Origin of the sequence: Lacihabitans soyangensis (genome assembly GCF_024343775.1) — a bacterium.
Classification (GTDB): Bacteria; Bacteroidota; Bacteroidia; order Cytophagales; family Spirosomataceae; genus Leadbetterella; species Leadbetterella soyangensis.
On sequence record NZ_RJUF01000175.1, the window covers coordinates 58,518 to 75,939 of the forward strand.

General features: G+C 38.2%; 15 protein-coding genes. 10 read left to right on the forward strand and 5 right to left on the reverse strand.

What is annotated here, in order from left to right; all coding sequences use genetic code 11:
• Window positions 1-85: 85 nt before the first annotated feature.
• Both EGI31_RS17015 and EGI31_RS17020 read left to right on the forward strand, forming a co-directional pair.
• A complete protein-coding gene (locus EGI31_RS17015; RefSeq protein WP_255038354.1) occupies window positions 86-1,069 on the forward strand; it encodes an acyl-ACP desaturase in 984 nt (327 codons plus the stop codon).
• Between the two features lie 109 nt (window positions 1,070-1,178).
• The gene (locus EGI31_RS17020) at window positions 1,179-1,538 is read left to right on the forward strand and encodes a VanZ family protein (protein ID WP_255038355.1); all 360 of its coding nucleotides are present in this window, start codon (window positions 1,179-1,181) and stop codon (window positions 1,536-1,538) included.
• A 55-nt stretch (window positions 1,539-1,593) separates the two neighbouring features.
• On the opposite strand, the gene aspS is transcribed toward EGI31_RS17020, so the two are convergent.
• The 4 genes from aspS to EGI31_RS17040 form a co-directional block, all read right to left on the reverse strand.
• Window positions 1,594-3,345: an aspartate--tRNA ligase gene (gene aspS / locus EGI31_RS17025; protein WP_255038356.1), complete on the reverse strand. Its 1,752-nt coding sequence runs from the start codon at window positions 3,343-3,345 to the stop codon at window positions 1,594-1,596.
• 129 nt (window positions 3,346-3,474) lie between these two features.
• Window positions 3,475-3,678: a PspC domain-containing protein gene (locus EGI31_RS17030; protein ID WP_255038357.1), complete on the reverse strand. Its 204-nt coding sequence runs from the start codon at window positions 3,676-3,678 to the stop codon at window positions 3,475-3,477.
• Window positions 3,679-3,762: 84 nt separating this feature from the next.
• Window positions 3,763-4,176 (reverse strand): hypothetical protein, encoded by a 414-nt coding sequence (locus EGI31_RS17035; protein WP_255038358.1) that lies wholly within the window; start codon window positions 4,174-4,176, stop codon window positions 3,763-3,765.
• Between the two features lie 53 nt (window positions 4,177-4,229).
• A complete protein-coding gene (locus EGI31_RS17040) occupies window positions 4,230-4,760 on the reverse strand; it encodes a DsrE family protein (RefSeq protein WP_255038359.1) in 531 nt (176 codons plus the stop codon).
• Window positions 4,761-4,873: 113 nt separating this feature from the next.
• Here EGI31_RS17040 and EGI31_RS17045 point away from each other — a divergent pair, with 113 nt between their 5' ends.
• The 6 genes from EGI31_RS17045 to EGI31_RS17070 all read left to right on the forward strand — a co-directional run bounded on the left by EGI31_RS17045 (window position 4,874) and on the right by EGI31_RS17070 (window position 13,367).
• A complete protein-coding gene (locus tag EGI31_RS17045; RefSeq protein WP_255038360.1) occupies window positions 4,874-5,590 on the forward strand; it encodes a pirin family protein in 717 nt (238 codons plus the stop codon).
• A 4-nt stretch (window positions 5,591-5,594) separates the two neighbouring features.
• Entirely contained in the window at window positions 5,595-6,446 is an 852-nt protein-coding gene (locus tag EGI31_RS17050; protein WP_255038361.1) for a pirin family protein, read from the forward strand.
• 137 nt (window positions 6,447-6,583) lie between these two features.
• A complete protein-coding gene (locus EGI31_RS17055; RefSeq protein ID WP_255038362.1) occupies window positions 6,584-9,130 on the forward strand; it encodes a M14 metallopeptidase family protein in 2,547 nt (848 codons plus the stop codon).
• Window positions 9,131-9,141: 11 nt separating this feature from the next.
• A complete protein-coding gene (locus EGI31_RS17060) occupies window positions 9,142-10,773 on the forward strand; it encodes an amidohydrolase (protein WP_255038363.1) in 1,632 nt (543 codons plus the stop codon).
• Between the two features lie 14 nt (window positions 10,774-10,787).
• Window positions 10,788-11,609, forward strand: a complete 822-nt coding sequence (locus EGI31_RS17065) for a S1 family peptidase (protein WP_255038364.1) — start codon at window positions 10,788-10,790, stop codon at window positions 11,607-11,609.
• Between the two features lie 96 nt (window positions 11,610-11,705).
• Window positions 11,706-13,367, forward strand: coding sequence for an AMP-binding protein (locus tag EGI31_RS17070; RefSeq protein WP_255038365.1), 1,662 nt, complete (start codon window positions 11,706-11,708; stop codon window positions 13,365-13,367).
• A gap of 329 nt (window positions 13,368-13,696) precedes the next feature.
• Here the strand turns inward: EGI31_RS17070 and EGI31_RS17075 are convergent, their stop codons facing one another.
• A complete protein-coding gene (locus EGI31_RS17075; RefSeq protein WP_255038366.1) occupies window positions 13,697-15,331 on the reverse strand; it encodes a sodium:solute symporter family transporter in 1,635 nt (544 codons plus the stop codon).
• A gap of 142 nt (window positions 15,332-15,473) precedes the next feature.
• Here EGI31_RS17075 and EGI31_RS17080 point away from each other — a divergent pair, with 142 nt between their 5' ends.
• Complete coding sequence (locus tag EGI31_RS17080; protein ID WP_255038367.1) at window positions 15,474-16,733, forward strand: sensor histidine kinase; 1,260 nt, start codon at window positions 15,474-15,476, stop codon at window positions 16,731-16,733.
• A gap of 8 nt (window positions 16,734-16,741) precedes the next feature.
• Window positions 16,742-17,422 (forward strand): response regulator transcription factor, encoded by a 681-nt coding sequence (locus tag EGI31_RS17085; RefSeq protein WP_255038368.1) that lies wholly within the window; start codon window positions 16,742-16,744, stop codon window positions 17,420-17,422.

The window sequence follows — 17,422 nt, forward strand, 5'->3', positions numbered from 1 at the left end:
GAATTCTGTCTAAGTTTTTGTTGCTTTCGGATTGAAGGGTGTTTATTTTTATTTACTTTTGTCCATTATTTAAATAGAAAAATTTATGAAATCGCCACTTTCGAGAATTGAAGTGATGAAGTTTGTAGGAGAGAAGTTGGATAGCTTGATAGAGGAATTTCTCAATCCGATAGAAACAAACTGGCAGCCAACTGATTTTTTGCCTGATTCTACTAAAGAGAATTTTACAACGGAAATAAAGGAACTACAAGAGTCTTGTAGGGAGCTTCCTTATGATTATATGGCAGTTTTGGTGGGAGATTGTGTCACTGAGGAGGCTCTACCAACATATTCATCGTGGTTGATGGCTGTGGAAGGTGTGAATCAAGTGGAACAGCAGCAGTCTGGTTGGACCAAATGGGTGAGATGGTGGTCTGCAGAGGAAAATAGACATGGAGATTTGTTGAACAAATATTTGTATTTGTCGGGAAGGGTGAATATGAAAGAAATGGAAACTTCTACGCAGTGGCTAATAGCGGATGGTTTTGATATTGAGACAGATACCGATCCTTATAAAAACTTTGTTTACACCTCTTTTCAAGAGTTAGCCACGAATGTTTCGCACCGTAGAACAGCTACTTTGGCCAAGAAGTTTGGCAATAGTCATCTATCAAAAGTATGTGGCGTAATAGCAGCAGACGAAATGCGTCATGCCAAGGCTTATAAAACTTTTGTGCAGCGTTTCTTCGAGGTGGATCCTTCAGAAATGATGATTGCTTTTGAATACATGATGAAAAAGAAAATCGTAATGCCTGCTCATTTTTTACGTGAAACGGGGCAAAAAATGGGAGATGTTTTTTCTCATTTTTCTGATTCTGCTCAACGTTTGGGTGTTTATACCACCATGGACTATATTAAAATTTTGGAGGATTTGTTGGTAGATTGGAAGATTGATAAGATTTCAGAGCTAAATGACTCTGCCGAAAAAGCCAGAGATTATTTGATGGCTTTACCAAACAGATTGAAAAGAATTGCTGATAGAACCAAGGTTCCAGAGCTCGAATATGAATTTAGTTGGATTACTAGATAAGATTTAATTTTAAGAATGTGAAAAGTACTGGCTTGTTTCAGTACTTTTTTCATTTTATAGTAGTTGTGTAGGATGTTTTCTGTTTTAATATCATCATAATTTTTAAAAAATGTTCCTAAAGAAATTGCACGATTTGTTTTACCTGAAACCACATTTTACGATATTTTTAACTGTTGTTATAGCCATTTTGTGTTTTATTCCTTCGGAAAGAATTCCAGATGTAACTGATGACAAAACTGCTCATTTTGTGGCATTTGCAATCTTGGGTTTTTCCTGGTTTATGTTTTTGAAAAATTACGTAAAAGTAGCTATTGGGCTTTCTTTCTTTGCTGTTTTTATTGAGGTTGTTCAATATCTGTTACCGGTAAGTTTTCATAGAGCCTTCGACCTATTAGACATACTGGCGGATATTTTGGGTATTTTTATAGGATTTGCTGTAGCTTTTGTGTTTAACAAGGTGGTTAAATAAAAAAGAGCTAAATCTTTCGAAATAGCTCTTTCTTGGGATGTAAATTAGGCGAGGTTTACTTCGCCGTCACATTTATATATAATTCTTTCAACTGCAAATCAGAAATACTTGACGGAGAGTCAATCATCACATCTCTACCGCTATTGTTTTTAGGGAATGCAATGAAGTCTCGAATTGATTCAGCTCCACCGAATAACGAAACCAATCTATCAAAACCGAAGGCTAAACCTGCGTGAGGAGGTGCACCGTATTCAAAGGCCTCCATCAAGAAACCAAATTGTTTCTTGGCTTCATCGTCAGAAAATCCAAGAATTTCGAACATTCTCTGCTGCAATGGTTTCTGGAAGATCCTTACCGAACCACCACCGACCTCAGTGCCATTGATTACCATGTCATAAGCATTGGCTCTCACTTTTCCTAAGTCTGAGTCTAATAAAGGTACGTCTTCTGGTTTTGGTGCTGTGAATGGATGGTGCATCGCAAACCAACGGTTTTCTTCTTCGCCAAACTCCAAAAGTGGGAAGTCAACTACCCAAAGGACTTTATATTCGTTTGGATTTCTAAGGCCTAATCTGTTACCCATTTCCAAGCGAAGTTCGTTCAATTGCTTTCTTGCTTTATCAGCCTGGCCTGAAATGATTAAAATCAAGTCACCAGCTTTGGCATTGAATTTTTCTCCAATAGCTTTTAGGTCTTCTTCAGAATAAAATTTATCTACTGATGATTTGATTGTTCCATCAGCATTGAACCTGATATAAACCAATCCTTTGGCACCAATTTGAGGGCGTTTCATCCACTCTGTCAGTTCATCTATTTGCTTTCTGGTATATTCTGCACAGCCCGATGCGTTTATTCCTACCACCAATTCGGCGTCGTCAAAAACTTGGAATCCTTTGTTTTGAACAAGCTCGTTGAGCTCTACAAACTTCATGTCGAATCTAATGTCTGGCTTGTCGCAACCGTAGAATTTCATAGCATCGGCATATGTCATTCTCGGCACTTCTGGAAGGTCGATTTCTTTTACCGTTTTAAATAGATGTTTGATTAATCCCTCAAACATATTCAAAACATCTTCTTGTTCTACGTACGACATCTCACAGTCAATTTGCGTAAATTCAGGTTGACGATCCGCCCTAAGATCCTCGTCTCTGAAACACTTAACTATTTGATAGTATCGGTCAAAGCCCGAAATCATCAACAGTTGTTTGAAGGTCTGAGGCGATTGTGGCAAAGCGTAAAATTCACCTGGATTCATTCTACTTGGCACCACAAAATCTCTTGCTCCCTCAGGGGTTGATTTTATCAACACCGGCGTTTCAACTTCTATAAATTGCTGAGAATCAAGGAAAATTCTTGTTTGTTGAGCCACTTTATGTCTCAAAAGTAGGTTTTGACGAACGGGATTTCTTCTCAAATCCAGATAGCGATATTTCATTCTAAGCTCATCACCACCGTCTGTTTCGTCCTCTATAAGGAATGGAGGTAGTTTAGCAGGGTTCAAAATCTCGATATTTTTAACCAAAATTTCTACCGCTCCTGTGTCTATCTTGTCATTCTTAGATAACCTCTCTATTACTTTTCCTTCGGCCTTTATTACAAATTCTCTTCCAAGAGTTCTCACTTTGTCCAATACATCAGCCGTGGTTTTTCCTTCTTCGAAAATCAATTGAGTAATGCCATATCGGTCTCTTAAATCTACCCAAACCATGCCACCTTTGTCTCTTACTTTCTGAACCCAGCCACACAAAGCAACTGATTCGCTAAGATTAGAAATTCGAAGTTCTCCACAGGTATGTGTCCTTAACATGCTTTTTATTTTTTTTGAAATTGGCTGCAAAATTAGTGAATTCTTTTCCAAATGCCTTGAGATTTGGCAAAATGTTGTAGGTCAATTGGTTGTTGCAACTGATGAAAGTGGTTCTTGAAAATAGGAATCTTAAATAATGATGGAGTCTTCCTTAGGGATTATAAATGCTAAAATGAGGTATACAATAATCAAGGATCCGAAGCTGAAAAATGTGGTTAAGGCTACAAGGATCCGAACAATGGTAGGGTCTAAGTCGAAATATTTGCCCAAACCCCCACATATACCCAAAAACATTGCCTCTTTTCCTATTGTTCTTCTAAGTTTCTTTTCCATTTGATTATTAAATGTTTGACTAAAATTAACAAAAAAACCTCTTGGTTGTCCAAGAGGTTTCAAATATTTTTTCGGGGAAGGTAATTACCAACCAAATGGATTTATTAGACCACCAATGCCTAAGAAAAGTGTGGCAATTAGACATCCGATAAATGCTTTTTTTACTTGATCTCTGTCATTGTCAGTAATAAAATAAACCAACGCCAGGCCAATCACACCAAGGCAGCATCCCCACCAGAAACCACCCAAAAGAGGCATGTCTTTCACTGCGTTGAGGTTTGTTGTAGAAGTTTCATCTAACAATTCTACATTGGATAATAATTCTGAATTTGATTTTTGAAGCTCAGCTAAAGTCACTTCGGGATTAGCCTCTATGAAGGCTTCTATTTTTTGAATTTTTTCAAATTCTTTGTCTGAAATAGTCTTTTCAAACTCGGTGTTGGCCCAAAGGCTTGAAAATGTAAAGGTTACGATTAGGCTTAAAACTACTCTCTTCATTGTTAATTAGTGTTTTTTTTAAAGATGTATTTTGTTTTGAATTGGTTGCATTGTTAATGTAAAGTCATTAAAGAATATCCCAGACTTTGGAAATGGCTTAATGCCAGAATAGCTCCGTGAGCTACACTTATGTTACTGTTACGTTTGTAGTCGACCAATTTCCGCATTCTTAGTGATTGGCCACAAACATAGAATTTTACGCCGTTTTCTGCAAGTTTATTTATAACTTCCGTGTTTGGGTTTTTCTCTTTATACTCAGTCAAAAAGGATTCATCGCTCAAAACGGTAGGAGTGGCCTGAAAATGTATGACGACCGCAATCTCCAAATTCTCTTTTTTTACGCCAGCCAAACCGTGCAGGTTTATAAATCTTGCCACAGATTCAAAACCAGGATTCATTTCGGTAGTTTGGTTTTTGGGAGCTGAGGTGATATCAAAAACTACCTTATATTTTTTATTGGGATCTACCAATTGTTCAGCCTCAGGTATTGGGAAGACCCCACCAAATGAATCAATTTCAGGAAATTGTCTTTGCGAAAATGCTGATAATGAAGCTACAAGAAGGAAGGGTAGAAGGAATTTCATATCTTAGTCTGTTTATTTTGACTAAAAATAGGAAAACTATTTGATGATTTTAAAATATTAGGAACTAATTAACAATTAAATATGTATTAACATTAAATACAAATGTAAATTTTATGAAAACAATATTTAAAGCAGCCAACGACAGAGGACACGCCAACCATGGTTGGTTAGATTCTTATCATACATTTAGTTTTGCGAATTATTATAATCCACAATGGGAGCATTTTGGAGCCTTGAGAGTTCTAAACGACGATCATGTTTCAGGCGGGATGGGATTTGGAAAACACCCACATGACAATATGGAGATTGTTTCGATACCGCTCGAAGGTGCTTTGGAACACCAAGACAGTATGGGCAACAAGACCGTGATTCGCAAAGGCGAGGTACAGATTATGTCTGCCGGTACAGGGGTGGCTCATTCTGAAAAAAATGAGGATTCTAAAAATCCAGTGAAGTTTTTGCAGATTTGGGTATTTCCTGAAAAACGAAATATAGCCCCAAGATATGAACAAAAGGTGTTTGATTTGGCGGGTAGAAAAGATAAGTTTCAAACCGTAGTTTCACCTTTAGGTACGTCTGATGAAGGCATAAAAATGAACCAGCAGTCGTGGTTTACTCTGACAGATTTGTCGGCCGAAAAATCTTTGACATACGAGCTGAAAAATGCCCAAAATGGCGTTTATGTCTATATTTTGGAAGGTTCGGCAGAAATAGCAGGTAAATCTCTAAGCAGAAGAGATGGCTTGGGTATTTCTGACACCAATACTTTCGAAATCAAAGCGAGTACAGATTCTGAAATACTATTGATGGAAGTCCCAATGACTTTTTAAAGATATGAAAAAAGAGATTATAAAAATAACGAGTTCATCAGCCCAAAGAGTGGGCGAACATCGAATGTATCAGCCCATACCGGATGTTGGCTTGGAGCAAATTAGCCCGTTTATATTGCTGCATCACCACGGACCGCATGAATTTGCCCCGCATAACCAAGGATTACCATTTGGACCACATCCACACAGAGGTTTCGAGACCTTGACTTTTATATTGGATGGAGAAATTGAACACGCAGACGGCCATGGTCATCAATCAGTTATAAAAAGTGGTGGTGTACAATGGATGACTGCCGCTAGGGGAATTGTACACTCAGAAAACCTGTCAAGAAATCAAAGAGAAAATGGTGGTAAAATGGAAATTCTTCAGCTTTGGATGAACCTTCCAGCATCATTAAAAATGAGCCAGCCCAACTATCAGGGTTTACAGGAAAACGAAATTCCGAAGGTGATCAGTGAGGATACCAAGACAGAGGTTGCCGTAATTTCGGGTAATTTGGAAGGTAAAACAGGAGCGGCTAAATCTTTGACCGGCCTCGAAATGTTCAATATCAGCATGAAAGTAGGAGGGGACTTTTCTTTAAAAGTTGAAGAAGGTAAAAACGTTTTGTTTTATGTGGTAGACGGAGAAGTTTTAGTGAACGGAAAACTAGCCATTGGGCATCAATTGGTAGTTTTTGATTCAAAAAATACGGATATTGAGTTAAAAGCTCAATCAACTACCAGGATCATTTTCGGAACTGGTGACCCTATAAACGAGCCAATGGTATCTCAAGGGCCGTTTGTGATGAACACCACCACCGAGCTCATGCAAGCCATGAGAGATTATCAAATGGGCAAAATGGGTGTGATGTAATATTGATTTTGTTTTAGTTTTTCTTTGAAGGAGACTGAATGTTATTGGGTCTCTTTCTTTTTTGCCTAAAAAATACGCTTGTATTTAGAAATATGCTTAATTTGGGTCTAATTACACCATTAACTATCATTTTATTCATGAAAAAAACATTACTCTTAGTTTTTGCCTTTCTTTCCTGCATTTCGGTATTTTCCCAAAACGAATATTTTCTACCAAAGAAAAATCTAAATCCTCAAATACCCTCTCCGCAACAATTCTTAGGATATCCAATTGGTAGCCACCATACGAGGTATGATAAGATTGTGGAATACATGCGGGTTTTGGAAAAGGCCTCAGACAGAATAAAGGTGGTTAGTATTGGCGAAACAAATGAGCATAGAGAGCAAATTATCGTGCATTTTGCAAAACCTGAAAATCTGGCTAAACTGGAGACGATTCGCAAAAATCATTTGGATATAGTTGAAGGCAAAAGTGTCGATTTTGAAAACCAACCTTCCATCGTTTGGCTGGGTTATAATGTTCATGGAAACGAAGCCTCAGGTGGTGAAGCTTCTTTGCTTACTGCCTATTATTTGGCTGCTATTCAAGGAGATGAAGCCTCAAAGATTTACGACAATGCTGTGTTTTTGATGGAACCTATCGTGAATCCAGACGGCAGGGATAGATTCAATAATTGGGTAAATATGCATAAGGGCGAGCCAAACGTGACCGATCCTAACGACCGCGAACACAACGAAGTTTGGCCATCGGGTAGGGTTAATCATTATTGGTTTGACTTAAACAGAGACTGGTATTTGGCCGTTCACAAAGAATCTCGCAACCGTTTAAAATATTATCACCAATGGATGCCCAATGTAGTGACAGATTTTCATGAAATGGGAACGAACAGTACGCACTTCTTTGAGCCAACAAAAAGTAATGCTGAAAATCCACTCGTGACACAAGATAATTACAAGATGCTGAATGGCAAATTTGCCAAATATTTTGAGAATGCCATGAACGAAATTGGTTCATTTTATTATACCAAAGAATCATTTGACAACTTCTATCCGGGTTATGGAAGTTCGTATCCCGATATGCAAGGTGGTTTGGGGCTTTTGTTTGAGCAAGGAAGCAGCCGTGGTCATGCTCAGGACTCGGATAATGGTGTTTTGACCTATAAATTTGCGGTCAGAAATCAGTTGGTCAATGCCATAGCCACTATTCAAGCAGGTGTGGGAGAAAGAAAAATATTGCTAAAACATCAGTCAGATTTTTTCAAAAATATTGAAAAGGATGCCGCCAAAAGCCTTGTTAAAGGATATGTAATTGGCGACGACTTTGATTTGAATAGAAACAAGGCTTTCTGGGATTTGTTGCTGCAACACAAGATAAAAGCATACCAACTCAAAAACGACACAAAAGTGGGCGAAGTAAATTTCAAGACAGGAAATGCGATATTCATTCCAATCAATCAACCTCAGTCTTTATTGGTGAAATCTATTTTTGATAGACCAAAATCTTTTGCCGACAGTGTTTTCTATGATACTTCTACTTGGAATCTCGCCTTGGCTTTTGGACTAAAACATGCCGAGACTAAAGTTTTGCCAGATTTGGGATCTGCGATAAACGAGGCTTCATTCGATACTAAGACAAATGAGTTTGTAAAATCAGATTACGCCTATTTGATTGACTGGAGAGATTACAATGCTGCCAAGGCCTTGTATAAACTTTTGGATAAAGAGATTTTGGTAAAAGTGGCCTTGAAATCTTTCACAAATGGTGGTAAAAACTGGGCTCATGGAAGTTTGTTGATACCTGTTCAAAATCAAAAGATAGGTTCTACAGAACTTTCTGAAATATTAAAGCAAGTTCATGGTTCTACACAAGTGGACATTTTTCCAGTTTCAACGGGTTTCAGCTCAGCCGGAATTGATTTAGGAAGTAATTCTTTCAAAACGGTTTTGAAACCCAAAGCCATGGTTTTGGCCGGATTCGGTACAAGTCAATACGAAGTGGGAGAGGTTTGGCACCTTTTAGAGACCAAATTACAAATGCCCATTACAAAATTGGAAATGACCCAATTTGCTAGGGTGAACTTGAATTCTTACACACATTTGGTGATGGTAAGTGGCCAATATGATGCATTGAACGATGCTTCAGTGAAGAAAATAAAAGATTGGGTAAAACAAGGTGGGAATTTGATAACCTTAAAAACAGCCTCTGAATGGGCCATTAAAAAGGAAATATCCGAGTCAAAAGTCATCAATGTAGAGCCAGAAAAAGACCCAAAAAGAATGAATTTTGAAAAACTGGCCGATGCACAAGGAGCAAAATCTACTGGTGGGGCAATTTTTGAGGTAAATATTGATACCACTCACCCTTTGGGATTTGGATTTGAATCCAACTCGCTTCAGGTTTATAGAAACAACAATACCTTTCTAGAGAAATCTAAAAATGCAGTTTCAACTGTGGCTCAATACACCGCCAATCCTTGGATTTGTGGCTACGTTCATCCGAGTTCACTTTCAAAAATAGCTAATTCAGCTGCCATAATTTCGGAAACTTCAGGTGCTGGACAAATCATCTTGTTTTCTGATAATCCCAATTTTAGAGGAATATGGTTTGGAACTAATAAGCTGTTTTTCAACGCCTTGTTTTTTAGTTCGGCATTGGGTTCACAAAGATTTGGAAACGAAGAATAAAATATTTTGAAATGAAAAAGACACTACTGTTTGTATTTTGTATAAATCTTGTTTTTGCCCAAAAAAAGCAAGTCGATTTACTTGTTCACCATGCTCATGTTTACACGGTTGACACCAAATTTAGCAAAGCTGACGCCTTTGTAGTTAACGATGGCGTTTTTCTCGAAGTTGGGAATTATTCTGACTTGGCTAAAAAATATTCGGCCAAATCCACCCTGGATTTGCAAAATAAACCTGTTTATCCGGGATTTTATGACCCACATTCGCATTTCTTAGGTTTGGGCCAAATGCTTTCACAGTGTGATTTGGTAGGAGCCAAGAGTTTCAAAGAAATTCTGACTAGACTGCAGGAGTTCAGAAAAGCAAACCCTAACCAAGAGTGGCTGATTGGTCGCGGTTGGGATCAAAACGATTGGGACGTCAAAGTTTTTCCAAATAAAGACGATTTAGACCAGATTTTTCCAAATGTGCCCGTTATGCTAACGAGAATCGATGGCCATGCCATGTTGGTAAATTCAAAAGTCATTCAAATGGCCAAAATATCACCATCGAGCAAAATATCTGGTGGTGACGTGGAGGTTGTGGATGGTCAACTTACGGGTATTTTGATTGACAATGCCATGGGTTTGGTAAAAAGAGTTATGCCCAAAGAGGATGAAAAAGTGAAAAGACAGCAGATTTTGGCGGCACAAGCTGAAAGCCTAAAATATGGCCTTACAACTGTTTCTGACGCAGGCATTGGTCAAGACGACATAGAGCTCATGATGAAAATGCACAAAGAAGGAAGTTTGAAAATCAGAGATTACGCTATGGTTTCAGTAGGCATACGTAATGTTGAATATTTTACAAAAAAAGGCATCATAAAAACGGACAGAATGAATGTGCGGTCTTTTAAAGTGTATGCTGATGGTGCTTTGGGGTCTCGTGGGGCTGTTTTACTAAAACCTTATGCTGACCAAAATTCTAACTCCGGATTTTTGTTGACCAGTAAAAACGAAATGGACAAGTATTTTTCTCAAATTTATAAGTCTGCTTATCAGGTCAATACGCATTGTATTGGTGATTCTGCCAATAGATTGGTATTGGATTTGTATGGGAAATATCTAAAAGGTAAGAACGACCGAAGGTGGAGAATTGAGCATTGTCAGGTGGTGAATCCGGCTGATGTACCTAAGTTTGGCAAATATTCCGTGATTCCTTCCATTCAAGCTACCCATGCCACCTCTGACATGTATTGGGCTGAGGAAAGGTTGGGCAAAGAAAGGGTGAGGCATGCATATCCTTTTGAGGCACTGAGAAAACAAAATGGGCTAATAGCCAATGGTAGCGATTTTCCTGTAGAATTTGTCAATCCCCTTTTTGGTTTCCATTCAGCTGTGGCTCGTCAAGACAACAACAATTGGCCAGCGGGAGGATTTCAGATGGAAAATGCTCTGAGTAAAGAAAATGCTCTGAAAGCCATGACCATTTGGAGTGCGTATGCCAATTTCGAAGACAAAGAAAGAGGCAGTATAGAAAAAGGCAAAATGGCTGATTTTGTGGTTTTGGAAGAAGATATTATGACGATTGATTTATCCAAAATCCGTTCAGTGAAGGTAAATGCTACCTACATAGGAGGCGAAAAGGTATTTACACGAAAATAAATAAGAATTGTAATATGTTTTCTGAAGCTTATAAAATAGCCGCACAATATACTTTTCCACTTATCATATCAAACAGGTTTTATGATAAAACGGTAGAAAGTGGTCTGGGAAGTTTTGTGATTATCAACGACGAAGGGTGGATAGTGACGGCAGCCCATGTGTTGCAAGGTCTGCAACTTCATCACCAACACCAAACAGAGTTGGCTAAGTTTCAGAATAGTCCCACGGCGGGTTTGGAGCCAAATCCGAAATGGATTCTCAATCATTCGATGTGGTTTGGAGCCGACAACCACCATATTGGTCAGTTTCATGTGCTGCATGACAACGATCTGGCTATTGGGAAGATACTGAATTATAATCCTAACTTTGTCAAAAAGTATCCTGTTTTTCAGCACCCATCTAAGGTGCAGCCAGCCACAAGTTTGTGCAAATTGGGCTATCCATTTTACGATTTGAAAGCCAGTTTTTTGGATAGCACTCAAAGTTTTTCTTTCGATTCATCCATTTTTCCGATACCGACATTTCCAATGGACGGTATGATGACACGTCAAGTGGTTACTGGCAAAAGTCCTGACAATTATTATGATTACAAATGGATAGAAACCAGCACGCCTGGGCTTAGAGGCCAAAGTGGCGGGCCTACCTTTGACAAGGACGGTAAAATATGGGCGATACAATCCAAAACCATGCATTTGCCGCTGGGTTTTTCTCCCAAAATCATAAAAGACGGTGTCGAAATAGAGGAAAACCAGTTTCTAAATGTCGGTTTGGGTACACATGTAGAAACTATTTTGAAGTTTTTAGATTTTTACAAAGTAAAATATTCGGTTGGTTAAGGCTTCTCCGATACAAATTTGTTTTCAAAGTTTTAGATTTTCGTAAATATCATTATTTTTACAAAAAATATAATAATTTTAACGAAACCTAAGCCAATGGAAGTAAAGAGAGAAAAGTCGATTCTTGAGTATTTTTATCACTGGGAAAAACACACGCCTCAGAATATTTTTTTAAAGCAACCATTCGGCGATGATTTCCTAGATATTTCTTGGGAAAAAGCTGGGCAGCAGGTTCGTAAGATTTCAACCTTTATCAATAGCTTGGGTTTGCCCCCAAAAAGCAATATAGCTCTTATTTCAAAAAACTGTGCCGAGTGGATTATAACCGACTTGGCTATTATGCATTCGGGGCATATTTCGGTACCTATGTATCCTACACTTACGGCCGATCAAGTCAATCAAATATTGGTGCATTCGGAAGCCAAGCTGGTGTTTATTGGCAAACTGGACGATTGGCAGGGTATGAAGAAGGGTATTCCGGAGGGTCTGAAATGCGTTTCTTTTCCTAACTACAACCCAGATTTTGAACATGTTCAGTGGGACGATATTTTGGATAAATACCCAGCAGACCAAAAGGATTTTTTGCCCGATTTAAACGAACTATTTACCATTATTTACACCTCTGGTACTACCGGAAATCCCAAAGGGGTAATGGTGGATTTTGCAGCAGTGTCTGAATGTCTATATGCTACCAGAAATTTGGTTTTTGCCGAAAGTACTGGTACAAGATTTTTCTCCTATTTGCCACTTTGTCACATAGCTGAACGTAACATTGTGGAATCTTTGTGTATCGTTACCGGAGGAGTCATATATTTTGCAGAAAACCTAGATACTTTTTCTAAAAATCTCCAAAACGCCAATCCAACTCATTTTTTGGCGGTTCCACGAATATGGACGAAGTTTCAGTTGGGTATTTTGTCCAAATTACCCCAAAAAAGATTGAATCTTTTGTTGAGAATTCCTGTCATCAATTCAATTATTAAAAAGAAAATCAAGAAAGGCCTTGGTTTAGCAGAAACTTGGATGTGCTTTACGGGTGCAGCTCCTATGCCTGCGAGTTTGATTCATTGGTTCAGAAAGTTAGATATAGATATTCACGAGGCATACGGCATGACTGAGAATTTGGGAGCGGTTTGTATGATGCCTCTTGGTCATAAGGTTGAGGGCTCTGTGGGTAAAATTTACCCCGGAATGGAGGTGAAAATAGACAAAGACACTGGCGAAATAATGACCCGCTCAAAATGGAATATGCTGGGTTATTACAAAGAACCTAAAATGACTGCTGAAACCATGGATGCCGAAGGTTGGATTCATACTGGCGATGTTGGTGAAGTGGATAGCGGTAATTATCTGAAAATTACGGGTAGGGTAAAAGAAATGTATAAAACCTCAAAAGGTGAATACGTGGCTCCGGCTCAAATAGAAATGGGTTTTGCGGAGAATAGCTTTGTTGAGCAGATTTGCGTAGTTGGGCAAAGTTTACCACAGCCTATAGCCCTAGTCGTAGTCTCTGAAATTGGTAGAAAAGTTTCTAAGGATGAGTTAATAGAAAATTTCAAAGATCAATTAGTAAAACTTAATCCTACCTTAAAATCTTACGAAAAAATCAAGAAAATAGTTATTCTAAAAGATTTGTGGACGGTGGAAAACAATAAAATGACACCCACCATGAAAATCAAACGGAACATTATAGAGAAAGAGTTTGAGCCAATGTATGAAAAATGGTATGAGGATGCTGAAACGATTATATTTGAGTAAACTGTGAATAAATACTGAATACAATACAACAAAAAAGGAGCGAAAGCTCCTTTTTTGTTGTCAAACTTATAATTTTTTCAAAAATGTTACGCTACCTTTTCGCAATAAAACCGATTCAAGTTTGGTAAGTTTTTGAAAGGAAATTCTAAAATTGAAACTGTTCATCAATTGCTACTAATTCAGCGTGTGACACTTCGGCTCCGCTCAGTGTCCTATTAATCACACTTCGGCTCCGCTCAGTATCCTATTAACCAATAACTAATCCACCAATAAAAAGTAACCAATCCACCAGTAACCAATCCACCAATAACTAATAACTAAACAAACAATTACCAGAAATAAGAGTAAAGGAATACAATAGTTGCAATCACTACGGTAGCTCCTAAAGCAAATCCTTTGGTAGTTTTGAACATTGAAGCATCTACTTCTAGGCCCTTTTTCTCGTCTGGCAAAACCAAACTAAGAACAAACATCACAACTACGCAAATCACAAATACCCAACCCATTCTATCCAAGAAAGGTACTGTGGTCCAGTCTGTGCCTGGCAGCCAGTTGTTGTGCATTGAAAGGGCTATAGCAAAACCTCCTACAATTGCAAAAAACGCACCAGCTGAGTTGGTCTTTTTCCAGAAAAAGCCCATTATGAAGGCCGCAAAGATACCTGGTGACAGTAGTCCAGTCATTTCCTGGATAAACTGGAAACCGCCTTTTTTCTCTATTCCCATAAATGGAGAAATCACAATTGCTAATATCATAGCCACCACAATGGTCCATCGTCCTACCAAAACTAATTTCTTTTCGGTCATATCTTTCGCAAAATATGGCTTAAATACATCCAGCGTAAAAATTGTTGAAATACTGTTGGCTTTTCCTGCCAATGAAGCCACTACAGCTGCAGTAAGTGCTGCAAATGATAATCCTTTAAGACCAACTGGCAATAAGTTTAGTAGAACAGGATAGGCTCTGTCTTGGTTAAAAATTCCATCTTCACCAAGCATTTCTTGTTGGAACATGCCTTTTTGGTATAAGGCGTAAGCCGCAATACCAGGTAAAGTTACTATAACCGGCATCAAGAGTTTTAAGAAAGCGGCAAACAACAATCCGTTACGGGCTGTATCCAGGTCAGCTCCGAGGGCCCTTTGTGTAATGTATTGATTACAACCCCAATAGTTAAGGTTTACAATCCACATACCTCCAAAAAGCACCGTTAGACCTGGAAGAGACATATAGTGTGGGTTGCCTTTTGGATAAATCATATGAAAGTGGTCATCATTTTTGGTAGTCATTTCTTTGAAACCATTTACCAAGCCTGAGATGCTATCGGCGATACCTCTATCAGGATCAGAAACTAAATTTACGGCTATGTAAGTTGCAGCCAAGCCACCAATCACCAAGAAAAATACTTGAATAACGTCAGTAAAGCCAATTACTTTCATGCCACCAATAGTAATAACAATGGCAAAAATTGCCAAGAAAACCATACAAGAATAAAAATCAAGACCCGAGATACCCGAAACCGCAAGTGCTCCCAAGTACAAGATAGAAGTCAGATTCACCATGATATATAGTAACAACCAAAAAATGGCCATGATCAAGCTCACCGTTTTGTTATAACGTTGGCTCAAAAACTGAGGCATAGTGGAGATGTTGTTTTTGAGGTAAATAGGCATAAAGAATACGGCAACTATGATAAGCGTTGCAGCGGCCATCCACTCATAAGTAGAAATGCCCAAACCCATGGAGAAACCATTGCCCGACATACCTATCATCTGCTCGGCAGAGATGTTTGAGGCTATCAAAGAAGCTCCGATGGCCCACCAGGTAAGTGAACCTTCTGCTAAGAAAAAGTCTTTCGTCGAGGTTTCTTTAGTCTTTTTTCGATTATAAATCCAGTAACCGTATCCCGCAACCACTATGAAGTAGAAAAAGAACACCAAGTAATCAAAGGTTTGTAATTTTTGCATTTGTAAAAGGTTAAATAGAGAATAAAAACCGCAAAATAAGGAAGCCAAGCCATATATTCAAGGAATCATTTAAATTCTTAAAAAACACTTATTATATTTGTGTTATAACCGAACTTTCCCAAATAAAAATTAAGAACAAACATTGAGTAGAAATACCATTAGACTTGTCATTATTTTAGGAGTAATTGCCATTAGTGGTATCATTGCAATTCAGATTTATTGGGTAAAAAAAGCCTTCGACCTTAAAGACCAGCAGTTTAGGCAATCAACAATGGTTGCACTCCGTAACGTCGCCAATCAAATATCAAAGTCCTACAAGTTAGCCAAAATAGAAAACCCCGTAAGCCAGTATTCGTCAGACTATTATGTGGTAAACCTGCGTGTACCGCTTCAGCAAAGTCTTTTGGAACATTTGCTCAAAGAAGAATTTAAGAAAAACAATATCAACACCGACTTTGAATATGGTATTTATGACTGTGAAACGGATAAAATAGTTTTTGGTGCCCATATCAACAGCGACTACGAAGTAGAGGAAGTTGATCAGACCATCATACTGCCTACTACAGATAAGTTTTTAAATTATTTCGGAGTTAAATTTCCTAATCAAAAGAGCTATTTAACTAGTAAGCTGGATTTTTGGATTGTTTCTTCTATCATTACCATGGTAGTGATGGCGTTTTTTGCCTATGCTATGTTTATAATTTTAAAGCAAAAACGCTTGAGTGAGGTACAACGTGACTTTATCAATAACATGACGCACGAGTTTCAAACGCCCATCTCTACCATAAAAATTGCTACGGATGTGTTGGCACAGAGTAAAATTTTGGAGCAACCTGAACGATTCAAGAAATATGTGCAGATCATAAAACAAGAAAATAATAGACTTAAAAATCAAGTAGAGTCGGTATTGGCAACCGCAAGAATTGGTAAAGGGCAAATAGAGCTGGATATGAAGCTACAAGAACTTCATGAAATTATAGGCGAAGTATCCGACAGTGTCAAAGCAGAATTGGAGGATAATTTTACCTTAGATTTGAATGCCACCAAAACTACCATTAACGCAGATAGAATGCATTTAATGAATGTGATCAGGAATCTTATTGACAACGCCATCAAGTATTCGGGCAAACCTCCAAAAATAAAAATATCCACCCGAAATGAGAACAATTTATTGATTGTGTCTATTTCAGATAAAGGAATCGGTATCCCGAGAGAAGCATTGCCCAAGATTTTTAATAAGTTTTACCGTGTACCAACGGGTAACTTGCACAATGTCAAGGGTTTTGGACTTGGACTTAATTATGTAAAAGAAATTATCAACCTTCATAAATGGAAAATAAATGTAATAAGCGAAATGGGCGTAGGCTCGGTTTTTGAAATCAATATTCCATTACCTGATTAAATAAAAAAATGGCAAAAATATTATACGTTGAAGACGACCCTAACCTAGGTTTCGTGACCAAAGACAACCTCGAAGAGGAGGGATTTGAGATTGTTCATTTCTCCGATGGCAAGGAAGCTTGGAAGTTTTTCAAAAAGGAAAAGTTTGACCTATGTTTACTCGATGTCAACTTGCCTGAGTTAGATGGTTTTTCTTTAGCCGAAAAAATCAGAACGCAGAATTCGCAAATTCCAATCATATTTTTGACTGCCAAAACACTCCAGGAAGATAAGATAGCTGGTTTGAAAATAGGAGGAGACGATTATATTACCAAGCCTTTCAGTATTGAAGAACTTGTGCTCAGAATCAAAGTGTTTTTGAAAAGAAATGCCGTTTCTGATTCTACGGCCACTACAGATGTGTTTTCTTGTGGTGACTACGAGTTTTGTTTTTCGCAACAAACCCTCAAACTCGATGAGGAAATTCAAAAACTCACCCACCGTGAGGCTGAGGTGTTGAAGTTTCTGTGCGAGCGTAAGAATCAAATTACCAAACGTGAGGAAATTTTGACCGCAATATGGGGAAGAGACGACTACTTCTTGGGTCGTAGCATGGACGTTTTCGTTACAAGAATCAGAAAAATGCTCTCCAACGATCCGAAAATCAAGATTGAAAATATACACGGAGTAGGTTTTAAATTGAATTGCTGA

Excerpts from the sequence above, each read along its gene's own strand:
- EGI31_RS17015 (WP_255038354.1), top strand. The coding sequence starts at position 86 with ATGAAATCGCCACTTTCGAGAATTGAAGTGATGAAGTTTGTAGGAGAG.
- EGI31_RS17020 (WP_255038355.1), top strand. The coding sequence starts at position 1,179 with ATGTTCCTAAAGAAATTGCACGATTTGTTTTACCTGAAACCACATTTT.
- aspS (WP_255038356.1), bottom strand. The coding sequence starts at position 3,345 with ATGTTAAGGACACATACCTGTGGAGAACTTCGAATTTCTAATCTTAGC.
- EGI31_RS17030 (WP_255038357.1), bottom strand. The coding sequence starts at position 3,678 with ATGGAAAAGAAACTTAGAAGAACAATAGGAAAAGAGGCAATGTTTTTG.
- EGI31_RS17035 (WP_255038358.1), bottom strand. The coding sequence starts at position 4,176 with ATGAAGAGAGTAGTTTTAAGCCTAATCGTAACCTTTACATTTTCAAGC.
- EGI31_RS17040 (WP_255038359.1), bottom strand. The coding sequence starts at position 4,760 with ATGAAATTCCTTCTACCCTTCCTTCTTGTAGCTTCATTATCAGCATTT.
- EGI31_RS17045 (WP_255038360.1), top strand. The coding sequence starts at position 4,874 with ATGAAAACAATATTTAAAGCAGCCAACGACAGAGGACACGCCAACCAT.
- EGI31_RS17050 (WP_255038361.1), top strand. The coding sequence starts at position 5,595 with ATGAAAAAAGAGATTATAAAAATAACGAGTTCATCAGCCCAAAGAGTG.
- EGI31_RS17055 (WP_255038362.1), top strand. The coding sequence starts at position 6,584 with ATGAAAAAAACATTACTCTTAGTTTTTGCCTTTCTTTCCTGCATTTCG.
- EGI31_RS17060 (WP_255038363.1), top strand. The coding sequence starts at position 9,142 with ATGAAAAAGACACTACTGTTTGTATTTTGTATAAATCTTGTTTTTGCC.
- EGI31_RS17065 (WP_255038364.1), top strand. The coding sequence starts at position 10,788 with ATGTTTTCTGAAGCTTATAAAATAGCCGCACAATATACTTTTCCACTT.
- EGI31_RS17070 (WP_255038365.1), top strand. The coding sequence starts at position 11,706 with ATGGAAGTAAAGAGAGAAAAGTCGATTCTTGAGTATTTTTATCACTGG.
- EGI31_RS17075 (WP_255038366.1), bottom strand. The coding sequence starts at position 15,331 with ATGCAAAAATTACAAACCTTTGATTACTTGGTGTTCTTTTTCTACTTC.
- EGI31_RS17085 (WP_255038368.1), top strand. The coding sequence starts at position 16,742 with ATGGCAAAAATATTATACGTTGAAGACGACCCTAACCTAGGTTTCGTG.